General features: G+C 68.2%; 16 protein-coding genes and 1 pseudogene. 11 read left to right on the top strand and 6 right to left on the bottom strand.

Features of this window, described 5'->3' with window-relative positions; translation table 11 throughout:
* The first annotated feature begins 76 nt into the window (after nucleotides 1-76).
* Nucleotides 77-808: a substrate-binding periplasmic protein gene (locus B7D75_RS02280; RefSeq protein ID WP_034080840.1), complete on the top strand. Its 732-nt coding sequence runs from the start codon at nucleotides 77-79 to the stop codon at nucleotides 806-808.
* On the opposite strand, the gene yccS is transcribed toward B7D75_RS02280, so the two are convergent.
* Both yccS and dbpA read right to left on the bottom strand, forming a co-directional pair.
* Nucleotides 805-3,006, bottom strand: a complete 2,202-nt coding sequence (yccS, locus tag B7D75_RS02285) for a YccS family putative transporter (protein WP_034080841.1) — start codon at nucleotides 3,004-3,006, stop codon at nucleotides 805-807. The two genes, B7D75_RS02280 and yccS, sit on opposite strands and share 4 nt — an antisense overlap.
* A 216-nt stretch (nucleotides 3,007-3,222) precedes the next feature.
* Complete coding sequence (gene dbpA, locus B7D75_RS02290) at nucleotides 3,223-4,599, bottom strand: ATP-dependent RNA helicase DbpA (RefSeq protein ID WP_012074038.1); 1,377 nt, start codon at nucleotides 4,597-4,599, stop codon at nucleotides 3,223-3,225.
* Between the two features lie 347 nt (nucleotides 4,600-4,946).
* Between dbpA and B7D75_RS02295 the strand changes: the two genes are divergently transcribed.
* Together B7D75_RS02295 and rloA3 are read left to right on the top strand one after the other, a co-directional pair.
* Nucleotides 4,947-5,156 carry a cold-shock protein gene (locus B7D75_RS02295; protein WP_003084710.1) on the top strand — a complete coding sequence of 70 codons (210 nt, stop codon included), beginning with the start codon at nucleotides 4,947-4,949 and terminating at the stop codon, nucleotides 5,154-5,156.
* Between the two features lie 149 nt (nucleotides 5,157-5,305).
* On the top strand, nucleotides 5,306-5,830 hold the full coding sequence (gene rloA3, locus B7D75_RS02300; RefSeq protein ID WP_012074039.1) for a retropepsin-like aspartic peptidase RloA3: 525 nt from the start codon (nucleotides 5,306-5,308) through the stop codon (nucleotides 5,828-5,830).
* Here the strand turns inward: rloA3 and B7D75_RS02305 are convergent.
* Together B7D75_RS02305 and mdtD are read right to left on the bottom strand one after the other, a co-directional pair.
* On the bottom strand, nucleotides 5,824-6,198 hold the full coding sequence (locus B7D75_RS02305) for a YkvA family protein (protein WP_043099017.1): 375 nt from the start codon (nucleotides 6,196-6,198) through the stop codon (nucleotides 5,824-5,826). The two genes, rloA3 and B7D75_RS02305, sit on opposite strands and share 7 nt — an antisense overlap.
* Before the next feature lies 1 nt (nucleotide 6,199).
* Nucleotides 6,200-7,632, bottom strand: a pseudogene (mdtD, locus tag B7D75_RS02310) (multidrug transporter subunit MdtD).
* A 374-nt stretch (nucleotides 7,633-8,006) separates the two neighbouring features.
* Here mdtD and clpG point away from each other — a divergent pair.
* The gene (clpG, locus tag B7D75_RS02315; protein WP_033999616.1) at nucleotides 8,007-10,805 is read left to right on the top strand and encodes an AAA family protein disaggregase ClpG; all 2,799 of its coding nucleotides are present in this window, start codon (nucleotides 8,007-8,009) and stop codon (nucleotides 10,803-10,805) included.
* A 101-nt stretch (nucleotides 10,806-10,906) separates the two neighbouring features.
* Nucleotides 10,907-11,485, top strand: coding sequence for a DUF2780 domain-containing protein (locus B7D75_RS02320; RefSeq protein ID WP_033999613.1), 579 nt, complete (start codon nucleotides 10,907-10,909; stop codon nucleotides 11,483-11,485).
* Between the two features lie 228 nt (nucleotides 11,486-11,713).
* On the opposite strand, the gene B7D75_RS02325 is transcribed toward B7D75_RS02320, so the two are convergent.
* On the bottom strand, nucleotides 11,714-12,601 hold the full coding sequence (locus B7D75_RS02325; protein WP_034080843.1) for an acyltransferase: 888 nt from the start codon (nucleotides 12,599-12,601) through the stop codon (nucleotides 11,714-11,716).
* A 142-nt stretch (nucleotides 12,602-12,743) separates the two neighbouring features.
* On the opposite strand from B7D75_RS02325, the gene rloA2 reads away from it, so the two are divergent.
* The 6 genes from rloA2 (at nucleotide 12,744) to B7D75_RS02355 (ending at nucleotide 17,444) form a co-directional block, all read left to right on the top strand.
* Nucleotides 12,744-13,253, top strand: a complete 510-nt coding sequence (gene rloA2, locus B7D75_RS02330) for a retropepsin-like aspartic peptidase RloA2 (RefSeq protein ID WP_003154670.1) — start codon at nucleotides 12,744-12,746, stop codon at nucleotides 13,251-13,253.
* A gap of 84 nt (nucleotides 13,254-13,337) precedes the next feature.
* Nucleotides 13,338-14,027, top strand: coding sequence for a two-component system response regulator CreB (gene creB, locus B7D75_RS02335; protein WP_012074043.1), 690 nt, complete (start codon nucleotides 13,338-13,340; stop codon nucleotides 14,025-14,027).
* Nucleotides 14,027-15,451 carry a two-component system sensor histidine kinase CreC gene (gene creC, locus B7D75_RS02340; protein ID WP_012074044.1) on the top strand — a complete coding sequence of 475 codons (1,425 nt, stop codon included), beginning with the start codon at nucleotides 14,027-14,029 and terminating at the stop codon, nucleotides 15,449-15,451. The genes creB and creC overlap by 1 nt, the downstream gene beginning before the upstream one ends.
* 100 nt (nucleotides 15,452-15,551) lie before the next feature.
* Nucleotides 15,552-16,910, top strand: coding sequence for a cell envelope integrity protein CreD (creD, locus tag B7D75_RS02345; RefSeq protein WP_012074045.1), 1,359 nt, complete (start codon nucleotides 15,552-15,554; stop codon nucleotides 16,908-16,910).
* Between the two features lie 49 nt (nucleotides 16,911-16,959).
* On the top strand, nucleotides 16,960-17,262 hold the full coding sequence (locus tag B7D75_RS02350) for a hypothetical protein (RefSeq protein ID WP_003154248.1): 303 nt from the start codon (nucleotides 16,960-16,962) through the stop codon (nucleotides 17,260-17,262).
* On the top strand, nucleotides 17,259-17,444 hold the full coding sequence (locus B7D75_RS02355) for a hypothetical protein (RefSeq protein ID WP_107113703.1): 186 nt from the start codon (nucleotides 17,259-17,261) through the stop codon (nucleotides 17,442-17,444). Before B7D75_RS02350 ends, B7D75_RS02355 begins: the two co-directional genes overlap by 4 nt.
* Here B7D75_RS02355 and B7D75_RS02360 read toward each other — a convergent pair.
* A complete protein-coding gene (locus tag B7D75_RS02360; RefSeq protein WP_107113704.1) occupies nucleotides 17,407-18,027 on the bottom strand; it encodes a glutathione S-transferase family protein in 621 nt (206 codons plus the stop codon). The two genes, B7D75_RS02355 and B7D75_RS02360, sit on opposite strands and share 38 nt — an antisense overlap.
* Nucleotides 18,028-18,033: the final 6 nt, after the last annotated feature.

An 18,033-nucleotide genomic window follows, 5' to 3' on the forward strand; every position in this document is an offset into this window, starting at 1 on the left:
GCCGCGACACGGGGACATGCGTGCCCGGGGTCGGGATGGCTATGCTGTGGCGATCCATCCCCGGGAACCGTCCTTCATGCTGCGATGCGCACTCCTGCTGCTGTCATTGCTTCTTTCCTGTGCTTCGCCCGCCGCCAACCTGCGCCTGGTCGGCGACGCCTGGCCGCCCTTCGTCGATGCGCGCCTGCCCGGCAACGGCCTGGCGGTCGAGCTGGTGACCACCGCGCTCAAGCGTGCCGGCTTCGACGCCAGCTTCCAGCAGGTGCCCTGGTCGCGGGCCCTGTACGGCGTGCGCAGCGGCGACTACGACATCGCCCTGAGCGCCTGGTACGAGCCCGCCCGCAGCCTCTATGGGCAGTTTTCCCGCGCCTACCTGACCAACCGCATCCGCCTGCTGCAACGCAAGGGCCGCGGCATCGAGTTCACCCGCCTGAGCGACCTGCGGCCCTACCGCATCGCGGTGGTGCGCGACTACGCCTACGCCCCCGAGTTCGACCGCGACAGCGGGCTGCAGAAGGTCAACGTGACCAGCTTCGCCAATGCCGCGCGGATGCTCGAGGCGGGGCGGGTCGACCTGGCGGTGGAGGATGAGCTGGCGCTGGGCTTCGCCCTCAACGGCGAACTGGCCTACCTGCGCGACAAGCTCGAGGTCCTGCCGACGCCGCTCGGCGAAAATGGCCTGCACCTGCTGGTGAGCCTGAGGAACCCGCGCCACGAGGAAATCGTCGACGGCTTCGACCTGGCCATCCGCGGCATGCGCGACGACGGCAGCTACCAGCGTCTGCTGCAGCGCTACGGCGCGCGCTAGGGCTGCCCGGGCAGCGGCTGCTCGCCGGCCAGTTCCTTCTTCAACAGGTGCGCGGCCAGGGTGCGCAGCGGCGCGAGCTGGCGGCAGATGTGCGCCAGCTGGGTCTGCACCAGGCGATGGCCGTCGTCCATTTCCTCGGGCATCTGTTCCAGTTCCTTGGCCAGCGCTTCCTCCTCCTCGCTGTAGATGGCGACCGGACGCTTCTGCTCCAGGCAGGCGGCGATCTCCTCCAGACTGGCGGAGAGGCGCTCGGCGGCGCGTTGCAGGAGGCCGTCGCTGGCGTCCTCGGGCAGGTTCTCGCGGTGCGCGCCGAGGCCGGACAGGTAGCTGAGCAGGGTGTGCGTGAGGACCAGGAAGCGGAAGCCGATCTCCGCGTCCTTCCTGAAGTGGCCGGGCTCCAGGAGCATGTTCGAGAGGGTGGTGGAGAGCGCCGCGTCGGCGTTGTGCGCGTTGCGCCGGGCGGTGCGGTAGTCGAGGTCGTCGCGCTTGCCGGTGGCGTACTGCTGCATGATCTGCCGCAGGTAGCGGCTGTTGCAGGCCAGGGTGTTGGCGAGCATGCGGTTGAGCCGGCGGCCCTGCCAGTCGGGCAGCACCAGGAACACCGCGAGGCCGGCGATCAGGCTGCCCAGCAGGGTATCGAACAGGCGCGGCAGGATAAGTCCGTAGCCGTCGCCGACCTGGTTGAAGCAGAACAGCACCAGCAGGGTGATCGCCGCCGTCGCCAGGGTATAGCGGCTGCTGCGGGTGGCGAAGAAGGCCACCCCGGCGGCGACCGCGAACAGCGACTGCACCAGCGGGTTGGGGAACAGGTCGATCAGCGCCCAGCCGGCCACCAGGCCGACCAGGGTACCGAGGATCCGCTGCACCAGGCGCAGGCGGGTCGCGCCGTAGTTGGGCTGGCAGACGAACACCGTGGTGAGCAGGATCCAGTAGCCCTGGGTCGGGTGGATCCAGTGCAGCACACCATAGCCGGCGGTCAGCGCCAGGGCCATGCGCAGGCCGTGGCGGAACAGCAGCGAGGTCGGGGTGAGCTGCTGGCGCAGGCGCTCGAAGGCGTCCTTCAGGCTGCGCGGCGAGCGATCGAGCAGGGCGCTGTCCTGTTCGTCGGCGATGGCGTCCGGATTGCTCGCCCCGGCCAGCTTGCGGTCCAGGGTGGCGAGGTTGGCGGCGAGAGCACCGAGCGAACGCAGCAGGCCCCTCCAGGCCGGATTGCTCTGCTGGCGCAGGTGCTCCAGCGATGCCTGCAGGTCCTCCAGGGCCTGCTCGCTGTCGTCGTAGTCGAACGGCTGGCGCAGGCGGATCGCCCGCGCCAGGGCCTGGCAGGCCTTGCCCTGCTGGTTGAGCAGGCGCTGGCAGCGGAACAGCACGTCGCTGTGGAAGAACGCTTCGGCCAGGCGGTTGTACGGGTAGTGCGAGGAACTGGCGCGCTCGTGGACATCCTGGGCGATGAAGTAGAGCTTCAGGTAGCGGCTCACCTTCGGCCCCGGGCGGCCGTGGCCGAGGCGGTTGAGGATGGTCTCCTTGGCCTGGTTCAGCGCCACCACCACCTTGCCGTTCTGCCGCGCCAGCGCCAGGCGCTGGCCTTCCACGTCGAGCTGGCGCAGGGGTTCGAACAGGCTCGACTTGATCCGCAGGTACTCGCCCAGTTCGAAGTACAGGCGCGCCAGGCTCTGCTGCACCGGCTGGTTGGAGAACAGCGCGTTCCACAGCACCGAGAGCAGCCCGTACCACGCCGCGCCGGCCACCAGCAGCAGCGGTTCGTGCCAGACGTCGGCGACCTCGCCGCCGCGCTGGTCGACGCCGATCATGGTGTAGATCGACAGGATCAGGGTCGCCGAGGCGATCGCCGCGTAGCGTTCGCCGAGAGCGCCGAGCAGGATCATGCCGAACGCCGACAGCGCCATCCCGGAAACGAACAGCCAGGGATAGGGAAACAGGAGTTCGACGGCGAAGGCGGCGACGCTGAAGCACAGCAGGGTCACCAGTAACGCCTGCAGGCGGCCGAGCCAGTTGTCGTCGGTCTCCGCCAGGGCGCTGGCGATGATCCCGAGGAACAGCGGGATCAGCAGCTCGATGCGGCCCTGCCACCAGCACAGCAGCATGGCTCCGGCCAGGGCGAGGAAGACCCGCAGGCTATAGGCGAACTTGTCGAGGGCCCAGAGGCGGCGGAGCGTATGTGTCAGCGAAGTGGGCGGCATGGGGGCGGAGGGCTGTCCGAGGGTCCGTGATTCAGCCTATGTGGGCTGTCTGGCGAATTCAAATGGCTCGCACGGTTGCTGTCCCGCCCGAGCCGGCCATTCGCGGATGCAGGCTTCGTGCCTTCGAGCGCTGAGACGCCGGCGCCGGCGCGGAAGCCACCCGCCGGCGCGGCTCGCGCCCTGACCGCGGCGCGCGGCGGTTGCCGCAGGGGGCCGTTACAGCAGGCGCACCTTGAACGAGCGGCCCTTGATCCTGCCTTCGCTCAGGCGCTTCAGGGCCTGGTGGGCGAGGCCGCGCTCGATGGCGACGAAGGCCTGGAAGTCGAAGATGGCGATCTTGCCCACCGCGCTGCCGGGCAGCCCGGCGTCGCCGGTGAGGGCGCCGAGCAGGTCGCCGGGACGTACCTTGTCCTTGCGACCGCCGGCGATGCACAGGGTGCTCATCGGCGGCAGCAGCGGTTCCGGGTTGGCCTTCAGCTGGCCGAGGGCGTACCAGGCCAGCGGCTGCTTCTGCAGATCCTCGATGGCCTGCGCGCGGCTGGCCTCGGCCGGTGCCACCAGCGACAGGGCCAGGCCCTTCTCGCCGGCGCGCCCGCTGCGGCCGATGCGATGGATGTGGACCTCCGGGTCGCGCGCCAGCTCGACGTTGATCACGGTTTCCAGGGCGGCGATGTCCAGCCCCCGGGCGGCCACGTCGGTGGCCACCAGTACGGTGCAGCTGCGGTTGGCGAATACCGTCAGGACCTGGTCGCGTTCGCGCTGCTCCAGGTCGCCGTGCAGGGCCAGGGCGGAGATCCTGTGCGCCTTCAGCGCGTCGGCCAGTTCCTGGCACTGCTGGCGGGTCTGGCAGAACGCCACGCAGGATTGCGGGCGGAAATGCTGGAGCAGGCGTACCACGGCGTCCATGCGCTGCTTCGGATCGATCTCGAAGAAGCGCTGCTCGATCTGGCTGTCGGTGTGCAGCGACTCGACCTTCACCTGCTGCGGATCGCGCATGAAGGCCTTGGCCAGTTTCTCGATGCCGTCCGGGTAGGTGGCGGAGAACAGCAGGGTCTGCCGGCGCTCGGGGAGCTGGCCGATGATCTCGGCGATGCTGTCGTAGAAGCCCATGTCGAGCATCCGGTCGGCTTCGTCGAGGACCAGGGTATTGAGCCCGTCGAGGACCAGGGTGCCCTTGCGCAGGTGCTCCTGGATGCGCCCGGGGGTGCCGACGACGACGTGCGCGCCGTGTTCCAGCGAAGCCACCTGCGGACCGTAGGGCACGCCGCCGCAGAGGGTCAGGACCTTGATGTTGTCGGCGGCGCGGGCCAGCCGGCGGATCTCTTTGGCGACCTGGTCGGCCAGCTCGCGGGTCGGACACAGCACCAGCGCCTGGCAGCCGAAGTAGCGCGGGTTCAGCGGCGCGAGCAGGCCGAGGCCGAAGGCGGCGGTCTTGCCGCTGCCGGTCTTGGCCTGGGCGATCAGGTCGCGACCCTGGAGGATCAGCGGCAGGCTCTGCGCCTGGATCGGCGTCATCTCCCGGTAACCGAGGGAGTCGAGATTGGCCAGGAGGTCCGCGGAAAGCGGCAGCGAGGAGAAAACGGTGGAAGTCACGGGGAGGGCTCGGCAGGCGATTCGAGCGGGCTAGTCTAGCAGCCTGCGGCCGCTTGCCGCGTGCGAGCGCCGCCGAGGCAGCGGCGACAGGCAATGTATCTTTGGCCAGTACCATTCGTCAGAAAAACGAAAAAAGCGCGTTTCTGTATTTTTATACAGGTTCGCTTTCCTCAGTTTTTTGTCGTAGAGTGCTGACACTGTGTTTGCATGGGTCGCCGTCGATCGTGACCTGATGCGGTCGGAAATTCCAGCCCGTCCTGCTCGACTCCTTGTAACTCCTTGCAACTCAGTTACCGGCTACGATTTCGTGGCTAAATCAATACCCCTAGTTCCAAGGAGAACTTGCAATGTCCCGTCAGAACGGCACCGTTAAGTGGTTCAACGAAACCAAAGGCTACGGCTTCATCACCCCGGAAAGCGGCCCGGACGTTTTCGTTCACTTCCGTGCCATCGAAGGTAACGGCTTCAAGACCCTGGCCGAAGGCCAGAAGGTCAGCTTCGAAGTCGTGCAAGGCCAGAAAGGCATGCAGGCCGAGCGCGTTCAGGTGATCAACTAAGATCCCTGGGCCCCAGCCCGAAGAACCCGGATGGAAACATCCGGGTTTTTTATTGCCCGCAGAAACCCGTCACACTGTCTTCACCTGCCGTTCACCCAGTCTTGCGAGCACCCGGTCAGAGTGGCCCGGTCCCGTACGGAGTCGTTTCGATGAAGCCTGTGCAATCCCGTCGTCTGGCCTTCGCCGCACTGTTGTCGCTATCGTTCTCTTCCGCGTCCTGCCATGCCGCCGCCGAGCACTGGGGCTGGATCGAGCAGTCCTGGCTGATGCCCGAGCGCATGCAGGCCAAGGCCAAGCTGGATACCGGCGCGCTGACCTCGTCGCTGGACGCGAAGAACATCCATCGCTACAAGAAGGACGGCGAGCGCTGGGTGCGCTTCGAGGTGGTGCTGCCCACCGCCGGGAGCAAGGCGCCGGTCAGCGTGACCTTCGAGCGCAAGGTACTGCGGGTGATCAAGGTGCGCGGCGCCGGCGGCAGCGACAGCCGCCCGGTGGTGGCGATGGACATCTGCCTGGGCGACAAGCTGTTGCGCGAGCAGTTCTCCCTGCGCGACCGCGGCAACATGAACTATCCGGTGCTGCTCGGTCGCCGCACGCTCGATCACCTCGGCGCGGTCGACGTGTCCCGCACCTTCACTCGCAAACCCTCCTGCGGAGCGCTCGCCGCTCAGTAGAAGAACCAGCGCAGCAGGCCCGCGGCCAGCGCCAGCCAGAGCAGCACGATCAGCGCCGCCATCCACGGGTTGCGCGGGCGCGCCTCGACTTCGCGAGCCCGCGCCCGGCACTCGGCGAGCAACGCGGGTGGGGTGAGGCGGATCGCCAGCCAGATCCCCAGCGGCACCAGCAGCAGGTCGTCGAGGTAGCCGAGCAGCGGGATGAAGTCCGGGATCAGGTCGATCGGGCTCAGGGCATAGGCCACCACCAGCAGCGCCACCAGCCGGGCCGGCCAGGGCATGTGCGGATGGCGGCTGCACAGCCAGAGGGCGATGACCTCGGCCTTCAGCCCGCGAGCCCAGCGCCTGAGCGTGGCGAGCCAGGCCATCCTAGAGGTCCGGGTCCTTTTCCGGATCGACCCGGCGTGGGCTGGTGCGACCGTCCTCGCTGCCGAGCTGGAAGAAGATCGCCGCGGCCAGCATCGACATCAGGCCGACGCTGACATAGGTGGCGTGGAAGGCGCCGAGGACGGTGTCCTGCCCCGTATCCAGGTCGGTCTGGAACCCCCCCAGCAACGCCGCCGCGCAGGCCACGCCGAGGCTGATCGACAGTTGCACGACCACCGACATCAGGCTGTTGCCGCTGCTGGCGTTGCTGTCCTGCAGGTCGATCAGGGTGAGGGTGTTCATCGCCGTGAATTGCAAGGAGTTCACCGCGCCGAGCAGGCTCAGGTGCAGCAGCAGCCAGACGTAGGGGGTGTCCTGGTCGACCAGGCCGAAACCGGCGATCAGGCAGCCGAGGATCAGGGTGTTGCCGACCAGCAGTTTGCGGTAGCCGAAGAAATCCAGCAGCGGCTTGGCCAGCGGCTTGGCGACCATCGCGAACAGCGCCAGCGGGATCATGGTCATGCCGGCGGTGGAGGGCGGGTAGCCCAGGCCCACCTGTAGCAGCAGCGGGGTGAGGAAGGGCAGGGCGCCGCTGCCCAGTCGGGCGAACAGGTTGCCGAGGATGCCGACGGCGAAGGTCCGCGCCTGGAACAGGCTCGGCGGGAACAGCGGCTTGTCGATGCGCAGCGCGCGCAGCCAGTAGGCGGTGAGCAGGACCAGCCCGCCGACCAGCAGCAGGACCACGCGCAGGTGCGACAGGTGCAGCTCGCCAAGGCCTTCCAGGGCGATGGAGATCAGCACCATGGAGCCGCCGAAGAGCAGGAAGCCGATGCTGTCGAAGCGGCTCGGCAACGGGCTGCGCAGGTCCGGCATGAGTTTCATCGCCACCAGGCAGCCGAGCAGGCCGACCGGCAGGTTGATCAGGAAGATCCAGTGCCAGGAGGCGTATTCCACCAGCCAGCCCCCAGCGTCGGCCCGGCCAGCGGGCCGAGCAGGCCAGGGATGGTGACGAAGCTGAGTACCCGCACCAGGTCCTGGCGCGGATAGACGCGCAGGATCACCAGCCGCCCCACCGGCATCATCAGCGCGCCGCCGACACCCTGCACGATACGCGCACCGACCAGCAGCTCGAGGCTCGGCGACAGCGCGCAGAGCAACGAGCCGAGGCTGAACAGCAGCACCGCGCCAAGAAACACCCGGCGCGTGCCGAAGCGGTCGGCGATCCAGCCCGAGGCCGGGATCAGCAGGGCCACGGTGAGCAGGTAGGCGATTACCACCGCCTGCATGCGCAGCGGGTTCTCGTTCAGCGAGGTGGCCATGCTCGGCAGCGCGGTGTTGAGGATGGTGCCGTCGAGGGCTTGCATGAAGAAGGCGACGGCGACCAGCCAGGGCAGTTGGCGGGCGATGCGGGGGGTGAGCTGGAACGGCTCGCTCATGAACGGGCTCCCTCGGGCGGACAGGCCTCAAGCATAGAGAACTTCTCGCGCCGATGGCATTGCCGGCGACCGGATCGGGACGATCCGCGGGGCATTCCTACGCAAGTCGCGATCCAGAGCGCTCGGCTTTCTTTGTCCTGGGTCAAGTCGAAGCGCTGGCGCTCGCCGGCCGCTGTGCTAGTACTCAAGAGTCACCCCGTCAGTGGCTGCGGATGCGACGCCGCCGTGCCGTCATCGCACGGACATGTCCCGCGTTGCATGCTCGACGGCGCGTGCTTCACCGCCTTGTCGCGATGTTCTCCACGCACCGCTCGGCGCCCCCGGTCGCCGCCGCCGATGCTGAAGCCTTCTTCCGTGGAAACAGGAGCCCTCCCATGGCCCAGGAACTTTGCGCCATCTGCCACGAACGTCCCGCCGTCGCCCGCGTCAGCCTGGTGCAGAACGGCCAGCGCCGCGAACTCGCCCTGTGCGAACTGCATTACCGCCAGTTGATGCGCCAGCAGCGCATGCGCTCGCCGCTGGAGTCGCTGTTCGGCGGCGGCAGCCCGTTCGACGAGATCTTCTCCGGCTTCGGCGAGCAGAGCCCGGTCAGCCCGGTGCGCGCCCGCGAGCCGGAGGCGGTGGACATCGCCGAGTACTTCAGCAAGCAGACCACCGAGTACCTGCAACGCGCCGCCCAGGTCGCCGCCGAATTCGGCAAGCGCGAAGTGGACACCGAGCACCTGCTCTACGCCCTGGCCGATGCCGACGTGGTGCAGGCGGTACTCAAGCAGTTCGGCCTGTCGCCGGCCGACCTCAAGCAGTACATCGAGGCCAACGCCGTGCGCGGCGCCGGCAAGGGCGAGGCGAGCGAGGACATGACCATCTCGCCGCGGGTGAAGAGCGCCTTGCAGCACGCCTTCGGCCTGTCCCGCGAGCTCGGCCACAGCTATGTCGGTCCCGAGCACCTGTTGCTCGGCCTGGCGGCGGTGCCGGACAGCTTCGCCGGGACGCTGCTGAAGAAGTACGGCCTGACCGAGCAGGCGCTGCGGCAGAAGGCGGTCAAGGTGGTCGGCAAGGGCGCCGAGGACGGCCGCGTCGACGGCCCGAGCAGCACCCCGCAACTGGACAAGTTCAGCCGCGACCTGACCCGGCTGGCCCGCGAAGGCAAGCTCGATCCGGTGATCGGCCGCTCGAAGGAAGTCGAGACCACCATCGAGGTGCTCGCCCGGCGCAAGAAGAACAACCCGGTGCTGATCGGCGAGCCCGGCGTCGGCAAGACCGCCATCGTCGAAGGCCTGGCCCAGCGCATGGTTCAGGGTGAGGTGCCGGAGGTGCTGCGCGACAAGCGCCTGGTCGAACTGAACATCAACGCCATGGTCGCCGGCGCCAAGTACCGCGGCGAGTTCGAGGAACGCCTCAAGCAGGTGATGGACGAGCTGCAGGCGGCGCAGAGCGAGATCATCCTGTTCATCGACGAGGTGCATACCATCGTCGGTGCCGGCCAGGGTGGCGGCGAAGGCGGGCTGGACGTGGCCAACGTGCTGAAGCCGGCGATGGCGCGCGGCGAGATGAACCTGATCGGCGCCACCACCCTCAACGAATACCAGAAGTACATCGAGAAGGACGCCGCGCTGGAGCGGCGCTTCCAGCCGGTGTTCGTCCCCGAGCCGACGGTGGAGCAGACCATCTCCATCCTCCGCGGCCTGCGCGACAAGCTCGAAGGCCATCACAAGGTGACCATCCGCGACGAGGCTTTCGTCGCCGCCGCCGAGCTGTCCGACCGCTACATCGGCAACCGCTTCCTGCCGGACAAGGCCATCGACCTGATCGATCAGGCCGCCGCCCGCGTGCGCATCGCCAGCACCTCGCGGCCGGCCGAGATCCAGGAACTGGAGGCCGAGCTGGCGCAGCTCAAGCGCGAGCAGGACTACGCCGCCAGCCGCAAGTGGTACGACGAGGCGAAGGTCTTCGAGAAACGCATCCAGGAGCGCAAGGAACATCTCGAGCAGATCACCGAGCGCTGGCAGCAGACCCAGGGGTCGAAGACCGAGGAGGTGCGCGTCGAGGACATCGCCGAGATCATCTCCAGGCTCACCGGCATCCCGGTCACCGAGCTGACCGCCGAGGAGCGCGAGAAGCTCCTGCGGATGGAAGAGCGTCTGCACCAGCGGGTGATCGGCCAGCAGGAGGCGATCACCGCGGTCAGCGACGCCGTGCGCCTGGCCCGCGCCGGGCTGCGCCAGGGCAGCCGGCCGATCGCCACCTTCCTGTTCCTCGGCCCGACCGGGGTGGGCAAGACCGAGCTGGCCAAGGCCCTGGCCGAGGTGGTGTTCGGCGACGAGGACGCGATGATCCGCATCGACATGAGCGAATACATGGAGCGCCACGCGGTGTCCCGGTTGATCGGTGCGCCGCCGGGCTACGTCGGCTACGAGGAGGGCGGCCAGCTCACCGAGCGGGTGCGCCGGCGGCCGTACAGCGTGATCCTGCTCGACGAGATCGAGAAGGCCCACGCCGACGTCAACAACATCCTCCTGCAGGTGTTCGACGACGGCCGCCTCACCGATGGCAAGGGGCGCGTGGTGGACTTCACCAACACCATCATCATCGCCACCAGCAACCTCGGCTCCGACCTGATCATGAAGAACGCCCAGGCCGGCGAATTCGCCCAGCCGCCGGAGAAGCTCAAGCGCGAGCTGATGAACACCCTGCGCGGGCACTTCCGCCCGGAGTTCCTCAATCGCCTCGACGAAGTGATCGTCTTCGAGTCGCTGAGCAAGGCGCAGATCGAGGACATCGTGCGCCTGCAACTGGAGCGGGTGAAGCGCGCCGCGCACGCCCAGGACATCCACCTGCACATCGACGACAGCCTGGTCGGCCACCTCGCCGAAGAGGCCTACCAGCCGGAGTTCGGCGCCCGCGAGCTGAAGCGGCAGATCCGCCAGCAACTGGAGACGCGCCTGGCCACGGCGATGCTCAAGGGCGATGTGAAGGAAGGCGAGACGATCACCTTCTTCCACGACGCCAGGGATGGCGTCGGCTACCGCAAGGGCGCCGCGCCGAAGCCGGCGGCGCGCAAGAAGGCCGGCGCCGGCGAGACGCCCAAGGGGCGGGCGACGGCGACGAGGAAGCCGGCGGCGAAGAAAGGCGCTGCCGCCAAGGGCAAGGCCGACAAGCCGAAGGCCAAGTGACCCGACCAAGGTTGGGGAACAAGGCACCGGCCTGCCGGTCGAAATCTCACCCCGGCCCGCGAATGCGGCCGGGGCGTTCGATATCTCATGAGGAATTGCCGATGCGCGTCACTACCCACGCTACCCTGGCCGCGGCCCTGCTGCTCAGCGCCGCCTCCGCGTTCGCCTTCAATCTCGGGGACGCCGCGAAGGCGGTCGCCGGGGCCACCCAGGGCGACTCCGCCCAGGTAGCCACCACCCCGCAGACCAGCGGCCTGCTCGGCGCACTCACCGGCCAGCTCGGGGTCAGCCAGGAGCAGGCGGTCGGCGGTACCGGCGCCCTGCTCGGGCTGGCCAAGAACCAGCTGGCCGGCAACGATTATTCGCAACTGGTGAAGACCATCCCGGGCCTCGACAAGCTGTCCGGCAACAATGCCCTGGCCGGCCTCGGCGGGCTCGGCAATATGCTTGGCAAGAACGCCGGCACCGACAAGGGCCTCGGTTCGCTGCTGGGCAACGCCGACAGCATGGGCGACGTCAACAAGGCCTTCAATACCCTGGGCATGGATAGCGGCATGACCGAGAAATTCGCCCAGGTGCTGGTCGACTATTTCGGCAAACAGGGCGCCAACAGCGAGCTGCTGGGCAGCCTGAGCAACCTCTGGGGGGTGAGCAAGGCGGGCGGCTCGTCGCTGCTCTGATCTGCCGCCACCGACGGGAAGCCCGGGCATCCGCCCGGGCTTTTTCATTTGCGCCGGGGGTCGCCAGCGGATCGGCGGATAACCGCGTTGCGGTTATTCGCCCTACGAGGTGGGTGCGACGCCTGGATATTCGTTGCCCCGCACCGATAGGGCGAATAACGCCCCCGGCGTTATCCGCCGTGGCTCCGTAGAAACGGGGGCATTCCGGCGAGGCGTTCGGCCGGTACTTCAGCGCAGTTGCCGCAGGCGCGCGATGCGTTCGTCCTTTTCTTCCCACATGCGCGAGACCCATTCCTGCACGTACTGGCGGAACACCGGGTCGTTCTCGTAGTCGCCCTGCCAAAGGGCGGGATCGATCGGCCGGGTCTGGATGTCGACGATCACCTTCGGCACCCGTCCGCAGAGCAGGTCCCAGAAGCCCGGCACCTTGTCGCTCGGGTAGACCACGGTGACGTCGAGCAGGGCGTCCAGCTGCTCGCCCAGCGCGGCGAGGACGAAGGCCACCCCGCCGGCCTTGGGCTTGAGCAGGTGGCGATAGGGCGACTGTTGCCGGGCCTTCTTCTGCTCGCTGAAGCGCGTGCCTTCCAGGTAGTTCACCACGGTCACCGGGATGCGCTTGAACTTCTCGCAGGCGGCCTTGGTGATCTCCAGGTCCTTGCCCTTGAGTTCCGGGTGCTTCTCCAGGAAGGCCTTGGAATAGCGCTTCATGAACGGATACTCCAGCGCCCACCAGGCCAGGCCGAGGAAGGGCACCCAGATCAGCTCCTTCTTGAGGAAGAACTTGAAGTACGGGGTGCGCCGGTTGAACACCTGGATCAACGCGGGGATGTCCACCCACGACTGGTGGTTGCTCACCACCAGGTAGGAGGTGTCCTGGCGCAGGTCGGCGGCGCCGCGCACGTCCCAGACCGTCGGCGTGCAGGTGGCGAAGATCCACTTGTCGATCTCCGCCCAGGTCTCGGCGATCCACATCACGCCCCTGGAGCAGAGGTCCTTCAGGCGCTGGCCGGGGAGCACCAGCTTGAGCAGAGCGATCAGCATCATCGGGCCGATCAGGATCAGCGTGTTGAGAAGCAGCAGAAGGCTGCTGGTCAGGCCGGTCAACAGTTCCCGCATGGTTGGTTTCCCTGTCCTGGGTGTGGGTCGACGCGGCCCATCATACGCATCAGCGCCGTGCCGCCCAAGCCGCCGGCGTGGCGAACGAAACCGCACCGTGCTAGTCCTATGTGGACCTCGTATCACTTCAGGAGATGCCCGCGTGAAGCGTGTCCTTGCCTTGCTCTCGCTGTTCGCCCTGCCGGTCCTCGCCGCCGAACCCAACCTCTACGGCCGCTACGAATGGGTCTCGCTGCCGGAGCTGGATCGTACCCTGCAGGCGAAGATGGACACCGGCGCCTATACCTCCTCGCTGTCGGCAAAGGACATCGAGCTGTTCCAGCGCGACGGCGAGGAATGGGTGCGCTTCCGCCTGGCCACCAAGGAGGCCGACGGCTCGGTGTTCGAGCACAAGCTGGCGCGCATCGGCAAGATCAAGAACCGCGCCGACAACCGCAGCGGCGAGGACGAGGACGAGGACCGCCTGAGCGAGCGCCCGGTGATCGACCTGCAGGTCTGCCTGGGCGGCGAGATGAAGACCATCGAGGTCAACCTCACCGACCGCAGCGCCTTCAACTATCCGTTCCTGATGGGTACCAAGGGCCTGCGCAAGTTCCACGTGGCGGTCGATCCCGCCGAGCGCTTCGTCGCCGGCAAGCCCGCCTGCAAGTAAGCCTGCCCCGCGACCGGCGGCGCGATTGACGCGCACGCCGGCTTGCGGCACCGTTCCGGCATTCCCGTCAGCCGCCGTCACGCCATGCCGCATATCCTGATCGTCGAAGATGAAGCCGCGATTGCCGACACCCTGCTCTACGCCCTGCAGGCCGAGGGTTTCGCCACCACCTGGGTGCCTCTCGCCGGCGAGGCGCTGGCGTTGCAGGAGCGCCAGCCGGCGGACCTGCTGATCCTCGACGTCGGCCTGCCGGACATCAGCGGCTTCGAGGCCTGCAAGCGCCTGCGGCGGTTCTCCGAGGTACCGGTGATCTTCCTCACCGCCCGCGACGCCGAGATCGACCGGGTGGTGGGCCTGGAGATCGGCGCCGACGACTACGTGGTCAAGCCGTTCAGCCCGCGCGAGGTGGCGGCGCGGGTCAAGGCCATCCTCAAGCGCATGGCGCCGCGCCCGGCGCCGCTGGAAGAGGCTGCCTTGCACGGACCGTTCCAGGTCGACGCGGAGCGCGTCCGCATCCACTACCACGGCGCCCCGCTCAACCTCACCCGTCATGAGTTCCGCCTGCTGCAGACGCTGCTCGGGCAGCCCGAGCGGGTATTCAGCCGCGAGCAGTTGCTCGACGCCCTCGGCGTCGCCAGCGAGGCCGGCTACGAGCGCAACATCGACAGCCACATCAAGAGCCTGCGCGCCAAGCTGCGCCAGGTGAACGCGCGTGGCGAGGCGATCCAGACCCATCGCGGCCTGGGCTACAGCTACAGCCCGGACCACGCCTGATGCCGCTCGGCGTACGGATCTTTCTGGTCTACTTCCTGTTCGTCGGTCTCACCGGCTACTTCGTGCTGAGCACGGTGATGGACGAGGTGCGCCCCGGGGTGCGCCAGTCCACCGAGGAAACCCTGGTGGACACCGCCAACCTGCTCGCCGAGATCCTCCGCCAGGACGTGAAGAACGGCACCCTGGCACAGAGCGACCTGCCGGAGATGCTCGAGGACTACGGCAAGCGGGTGCCGCAGGCGGACATCTGGGGGTTGCGCAAGGAGGCGGTGAACCATCGCATCTATGTCACCGATGCCAGCGGCAAGGTGCTGCTGGATTCCACCGGGATCGCCGTCGGCCAGGACTACTCGCGCTGGAACGACGTCTACCGGACCCTGCGTGGCCAGTACGGCGCGCGCTCCAGTCGCGAAGACCCGGACGATCCGGACTCCTCGGTGATGTACGTGGCCGCGCCGATCAAGGATGCCGGGAAGATCATCGGGGTGGTTTCGGTGGCCAAGCCGAACAGCAGCCTGCAACCCTACATCGACCGTTCGCAGCGGCGCCTGGCCTGGCTCGGCGCCGGCCTGATCGCCCTCGGCCTGCTGGTCGGCGGCCTGCTCTCCTGGTGGCTCAGCGGCGCGCTGCGGCGCCTGACCCGCTACGCCCAGGCGATCAGCGAGGGGCGCCGCGCCGAACTGCCGCGCTATCGCGGTGGCGAGATGGCGCAGTTGGCGGGCGCGGTGGAACGCATGCGCACCCAACTGGAAGGCAAGGACTATGTCGAGCGCTACGTGCATACCCTGACCCACGAACTGAAGAGCCCGCTGGCGGCGATCCGCGGCGCCGCCGAGCTGCTCGACGGCGAGATGCCGGCCGAGCAGCGGGCGCGTTTCGTCGCCAATATCGCCGGCGAGAGCGAGCGCCTGCAGCAGTTGATCGAGCGCCTGCTGAGCCTGGCCCAGGTGGAACAGCGACAGGGGCTGGAGGAGGTCGGCCCGGTCGACCTGAGGGAGGTCGCCGAGGCCTTGCTCGAAGGCCAGGCGGCGCGCATCCAGCGCCAGGGCCTGACGGTGGAGAAGCGCCTCGACGGTCCTTGCGCGATACGCGGCGAGCGGTTCCTGGTGCGCCAGGCGCTGGCCAACCTGCTCGACAACGCCCTCGACTTCACCCCGCCCGGCGGTCGCCTCCGCCTCAGCGCCGAGGTCGACGGCAAGGGTGTCGCCCTGCGCCTGTTCAACCAGGGCCCGGCGATTCCCGACTATGCCCTGGCGCGCCTCACCGAGCGCTTCTACTCGCTGCCGCGCCCGGCCAGCGGGCGCAAGAGCACCGGGCTGGGACTGAATTTCGTCGCCGAGGTGGCGCAACTGCATGGCGGCCGGCTGCAGGTCGGCAACCATGAGGACGGCGTCGAGGCGCTGCTCTGGCTGCCGCGCGGCTGAAGCGGCTCCACACAAACTCCATCGATTCTCCACACGACGCCCCGCGGCATCCCACGAGCGCGTCGCAGACTCTCCGCCATCACCCTGACGGAGAGTCCCCATGAACCGCACGCTGGCCTACAAGCTTGGCGCCATCGCCCTGCTCATCCTGCTGTTGCTGATCCCCCTGCTGATGATCGACGGCCTGATCCGCGATCGCCAGGAGGCCCGCGACGGCGTGCTGCAGGACATCGCCCGCAGCTCCAGCTACAGCCAGCGCCTCACCGGGCCGCTGCTGGTGGTGCCCTACCGCAGGACGGTGCGCGAATGGGTCACCGAGGAGAAGACCCAGAAGCGCGTCCTGCAGGAGCGCGAACAGCGTGGCGAGCTGTACTTCCTGCCCGATCGCTTCGCCCTCGACGGCCAGATGCGCACCGAGCTGCGCTACCGCGGGATCTACCAGGCGCGCCTGTACCACGTCGACAACAAGGTCGGCGGCTACTTCCAGGTGCCGGCGCACTACGGCATCGAGGAGGACCTGGAGGACTACCAGTTCGAGACGCCGTTCCTGGCGATGGGCATCAGCGACATCCGCGGCATCGAGAACGCCCTGCGGCTTTCCCTCAACGGCGCCGGCGTCGACTTCGAGCCGGGCAGCCGGGTCGGCCTGCTCGGCAGCGGCGTGCACGCACCGCTGCAAGGCGTCGACGGGCGCCAGGCGCAGCGCCTGGAGTACGCCTTCGACCTGACCCTGCTGGGCAGCGAGCGGCTGGACATCGTGCCGGTGGGGCGCGACAGCCAGGTCATCCTCAAGGCCGACTGGCCACACCCGAGCTTCGGCGGCGAATTCCTGCCCAGCGAGCGGGAGATCACCGCCGAGGGCTTCACCGCGCGCTGGCAGACCAGTTTCTTCGCCACCAACATGGAAGAGGCGCTGCGCAGTTGCGTGCAGGAGCAGCGCTGCGACGGCTTCCAGGCGCGCGCCTTCGGCGTCGGCCTGGTCGACCCGGTGGACCAGTACCTGAAGGCCGACCGGGCGATCAAGTATGCGTTGCTGTTCATCACCCTGACCTTCGCCGGCTTCTTCCTCTTCGAGGTGCTCAAGCGCCTGGCGGTGCACCCGATCCAGTACGCGCTGGTCGGCCTGGCGCTGGCGTTCTTCTACCTGCTGCTGCTATCGCTGGCCGAGCACGTCGGCTTCGAGCTGGCCTACCTGGCCTCCGCCGGGGCCTGCGTCGGCCTGATCGGCTTCTACCTGTGCTTCGTCCTGCGCAGCGTGACCCGTGGCCTGGGCTTCAGCGCCGGCCTGGCCGGGCTGTACGGGCTGCTCTACGGCCTGCTCAGCGCCGAGGACTACGCCTTGTTGATGGGCTCGCTGCTGCTGTTCGCGGTGCTCGCCGCGGTGATGGTGCTGACCCGCAGGCTGGACTGGTACGGCGTCGGTCGCAAGGACCTCCCGGCCGTACCCGCCAAGGCCTGACGACGAGGGCGGCGGCACCGGCCGCCGCCGATTTCCAAGGAGGAAAACCATGCGCCTGTTCTTCGAGTTCACCCTCTGCGCCGCCCTCGGCCTGCTGGTCAGCGGCGTGATCCTGATCTTCCTGCTGTTCTTCGGCAAGTTCGGCCTGATCGAGTACTGGATCGCCAGCGGCAAGCCCCTGGCCCACGCCATGCTGGTGCTGATGCCGGGCGGATTCTGGGAAGGCCTCAGCGGCATCGAGGACGCCGCCGGCAACCCCCATGTGCGCTCCTTCCTCGAACTCTGCATGGGACTGGGGCAGAGCGCTCTGCTGCTGGGCCTGCTGCTGTTCCGCCTGGTGTGCTGGAAATGAACGGCTATGTCGGCCTGCGCGACGACCGCCGCGACGGCGAGCGCCTGGCGGCGCGGATCGGCCTGCTGTTCCCCGGCCCCTCGGCGGCCTGGCTGCAACGCGCCGAGCTCCTGCGGCGGCAGCAGGCGTCGGCGGGCCCCGGGGTCAGGCGCGGGTCGCCTGCATCGACGGGCGCTGGCTGACCTCGGCGAACCAGGCGGCCAACTGCGGATAGTGGCCGCGCCAGTTCCACTCCGGCTGGCGCAGGTCGAGATAGCCCAGGGCGCAGGCGACGCCGATGGCGGCGATGTCGAAGCGCGCCCGCAGTTCGGCGATGCAGTCGCTCTCCAGCCAGGCCAGGGAACGCGCGATCTTTTCCCGTTGTGCGTCGAGCCAGGCGTCCCAGCGCTTTTCCTCGGGGCGGACGAAGGCTTCGTAGCGGGCCAGCACCGCCGCGTCGAGGATGGCGTCCGCCAGCGAGGCGATGGTCAGGCGCCGCCAGCGGGCGCTGCCTTCGCGGGGAATCAGCGGTTCGCCGACGTGCTGCTGGTCGAAGTAGTCGCAGATCACCCGGCTGTCGTGCAGCACCTGGCCGTCCGGCAGGCGCAGGGCGGGGATCTTGCCGGCCGGGTTGCTGGCGTTGAGCTGCCGGATGGGCGCGACCGGCGTCGGCATGGCTTCCTCGAGGGCCACGCGCTCGCGTTGGCCGGTCTCGTGGAGCAGGACCAGGACCTTGCGCACGAAGGGCGAGGCGGCGGCGTAGAACAGCGTATGGGTGGCGTTCATGCGGGC

The organism is Pseudomonas paraeruginosa (assembly GCF_003025345.2).
GTDB lineage: Bacteria > Pseudomonadota > Gammaproteobacteria > Pseudomonadales > Pseudomonadaceae > Pseudomonas > Pseudomonas paraeruginosa.

Coding starts and splice junctions, on each gene's coding strand:
- creB (WP_012074043.1), top strand. CDS start 13,338: ATGCCGCATATCCTGATCGTCGAAGATGAAGCCGCGATTGCCGACACC.
- B7D75_RS02295 (WP_003084710.1), top strand. CDS start 4,947: ATGTCCCGTCAGAACGGCACCGTTAAGTGGTTCAACGAAACCAAAGGC.
- yccS (WP_034080841.1), bottom strand. CDS start 3,006: ATGCCGCCCACTTCGCTGACACATACGCTCCGCCGCCTCTGGGCCCTC.
- B7D75_RS02360 (WP_107113704.1), bottom strand. CDS start 18,027: ATGAACGCCACCCATACGCTGTTCTACGCCGCCGCCTCGCCCTTCGTG.
- clpG (WP_033999616.1), top strand. CDS start 8,007: ATGGCCCAGGAACTTTGCGCCATCTGCCACGAACGTCCCGCCGTCGCC.
- B7D75_RS02320 (WP_033999613.1), top strand. CDS start 10,907: ATGCGCGTCACTACCCACGCTACCCTGGCCGCGGCCCTGCTGCTCAGC.
- rloA3 (WP_012074039.1), top strand. CDS start 5,306: ATGAAGCCTGTGCAATCCCGTCGTCTGGCCTTCGCCGCACTGTTGTCG.
- creD (WP_012074045.1), top strand. CDS start 15,552: ATGAACCGCACGCTGGCCTACAAGCTTGGCGCCATCGCCCTGCTCATC.
- creC (WP_012074044.1), top strand. CDS start 14,027: ATGCCGCTCGGCGTACGGATCTTTCTGGTCTACTTCCTGTTCGTCGGT.
- B7D75_RS02350 (WP_003154248.1), top strand. CDS start 16,960: ATGCGCCTGTTCTTCGAGTTCACCCTCTGCGCCGCCCTCGGCCTGCTG.
- B7D75_RS02280 (WP_034080840.1), top strand. CDS start 77: ATGCTGCGATGCGCACTCCTGCTGCTGTCATTGCTTCTTTCCTGTGCT.
- B7D75_RS02355 (WP_107113703.1), top strand. CDS start 17,259: ATGAACGGCTATGTCGGCCTGCGCGACGACCGCCGCGACGGCGAGCGC.
- B7D75_RS02325 (WP_034080843.1), bottom strand. CDS start 12,601: ATGCGGGAACTGTTGACCGGCCTGACCAGCAGCCTTCTGCTGCTTCTC.
- B7D75_RS02305 (WP_043099017.1), bottom strand. CDS start 6,198: ATGGCCTGGCTCGCCACGCTCAGGCGCTGGGCTCGCGGGCTGAAGGCC.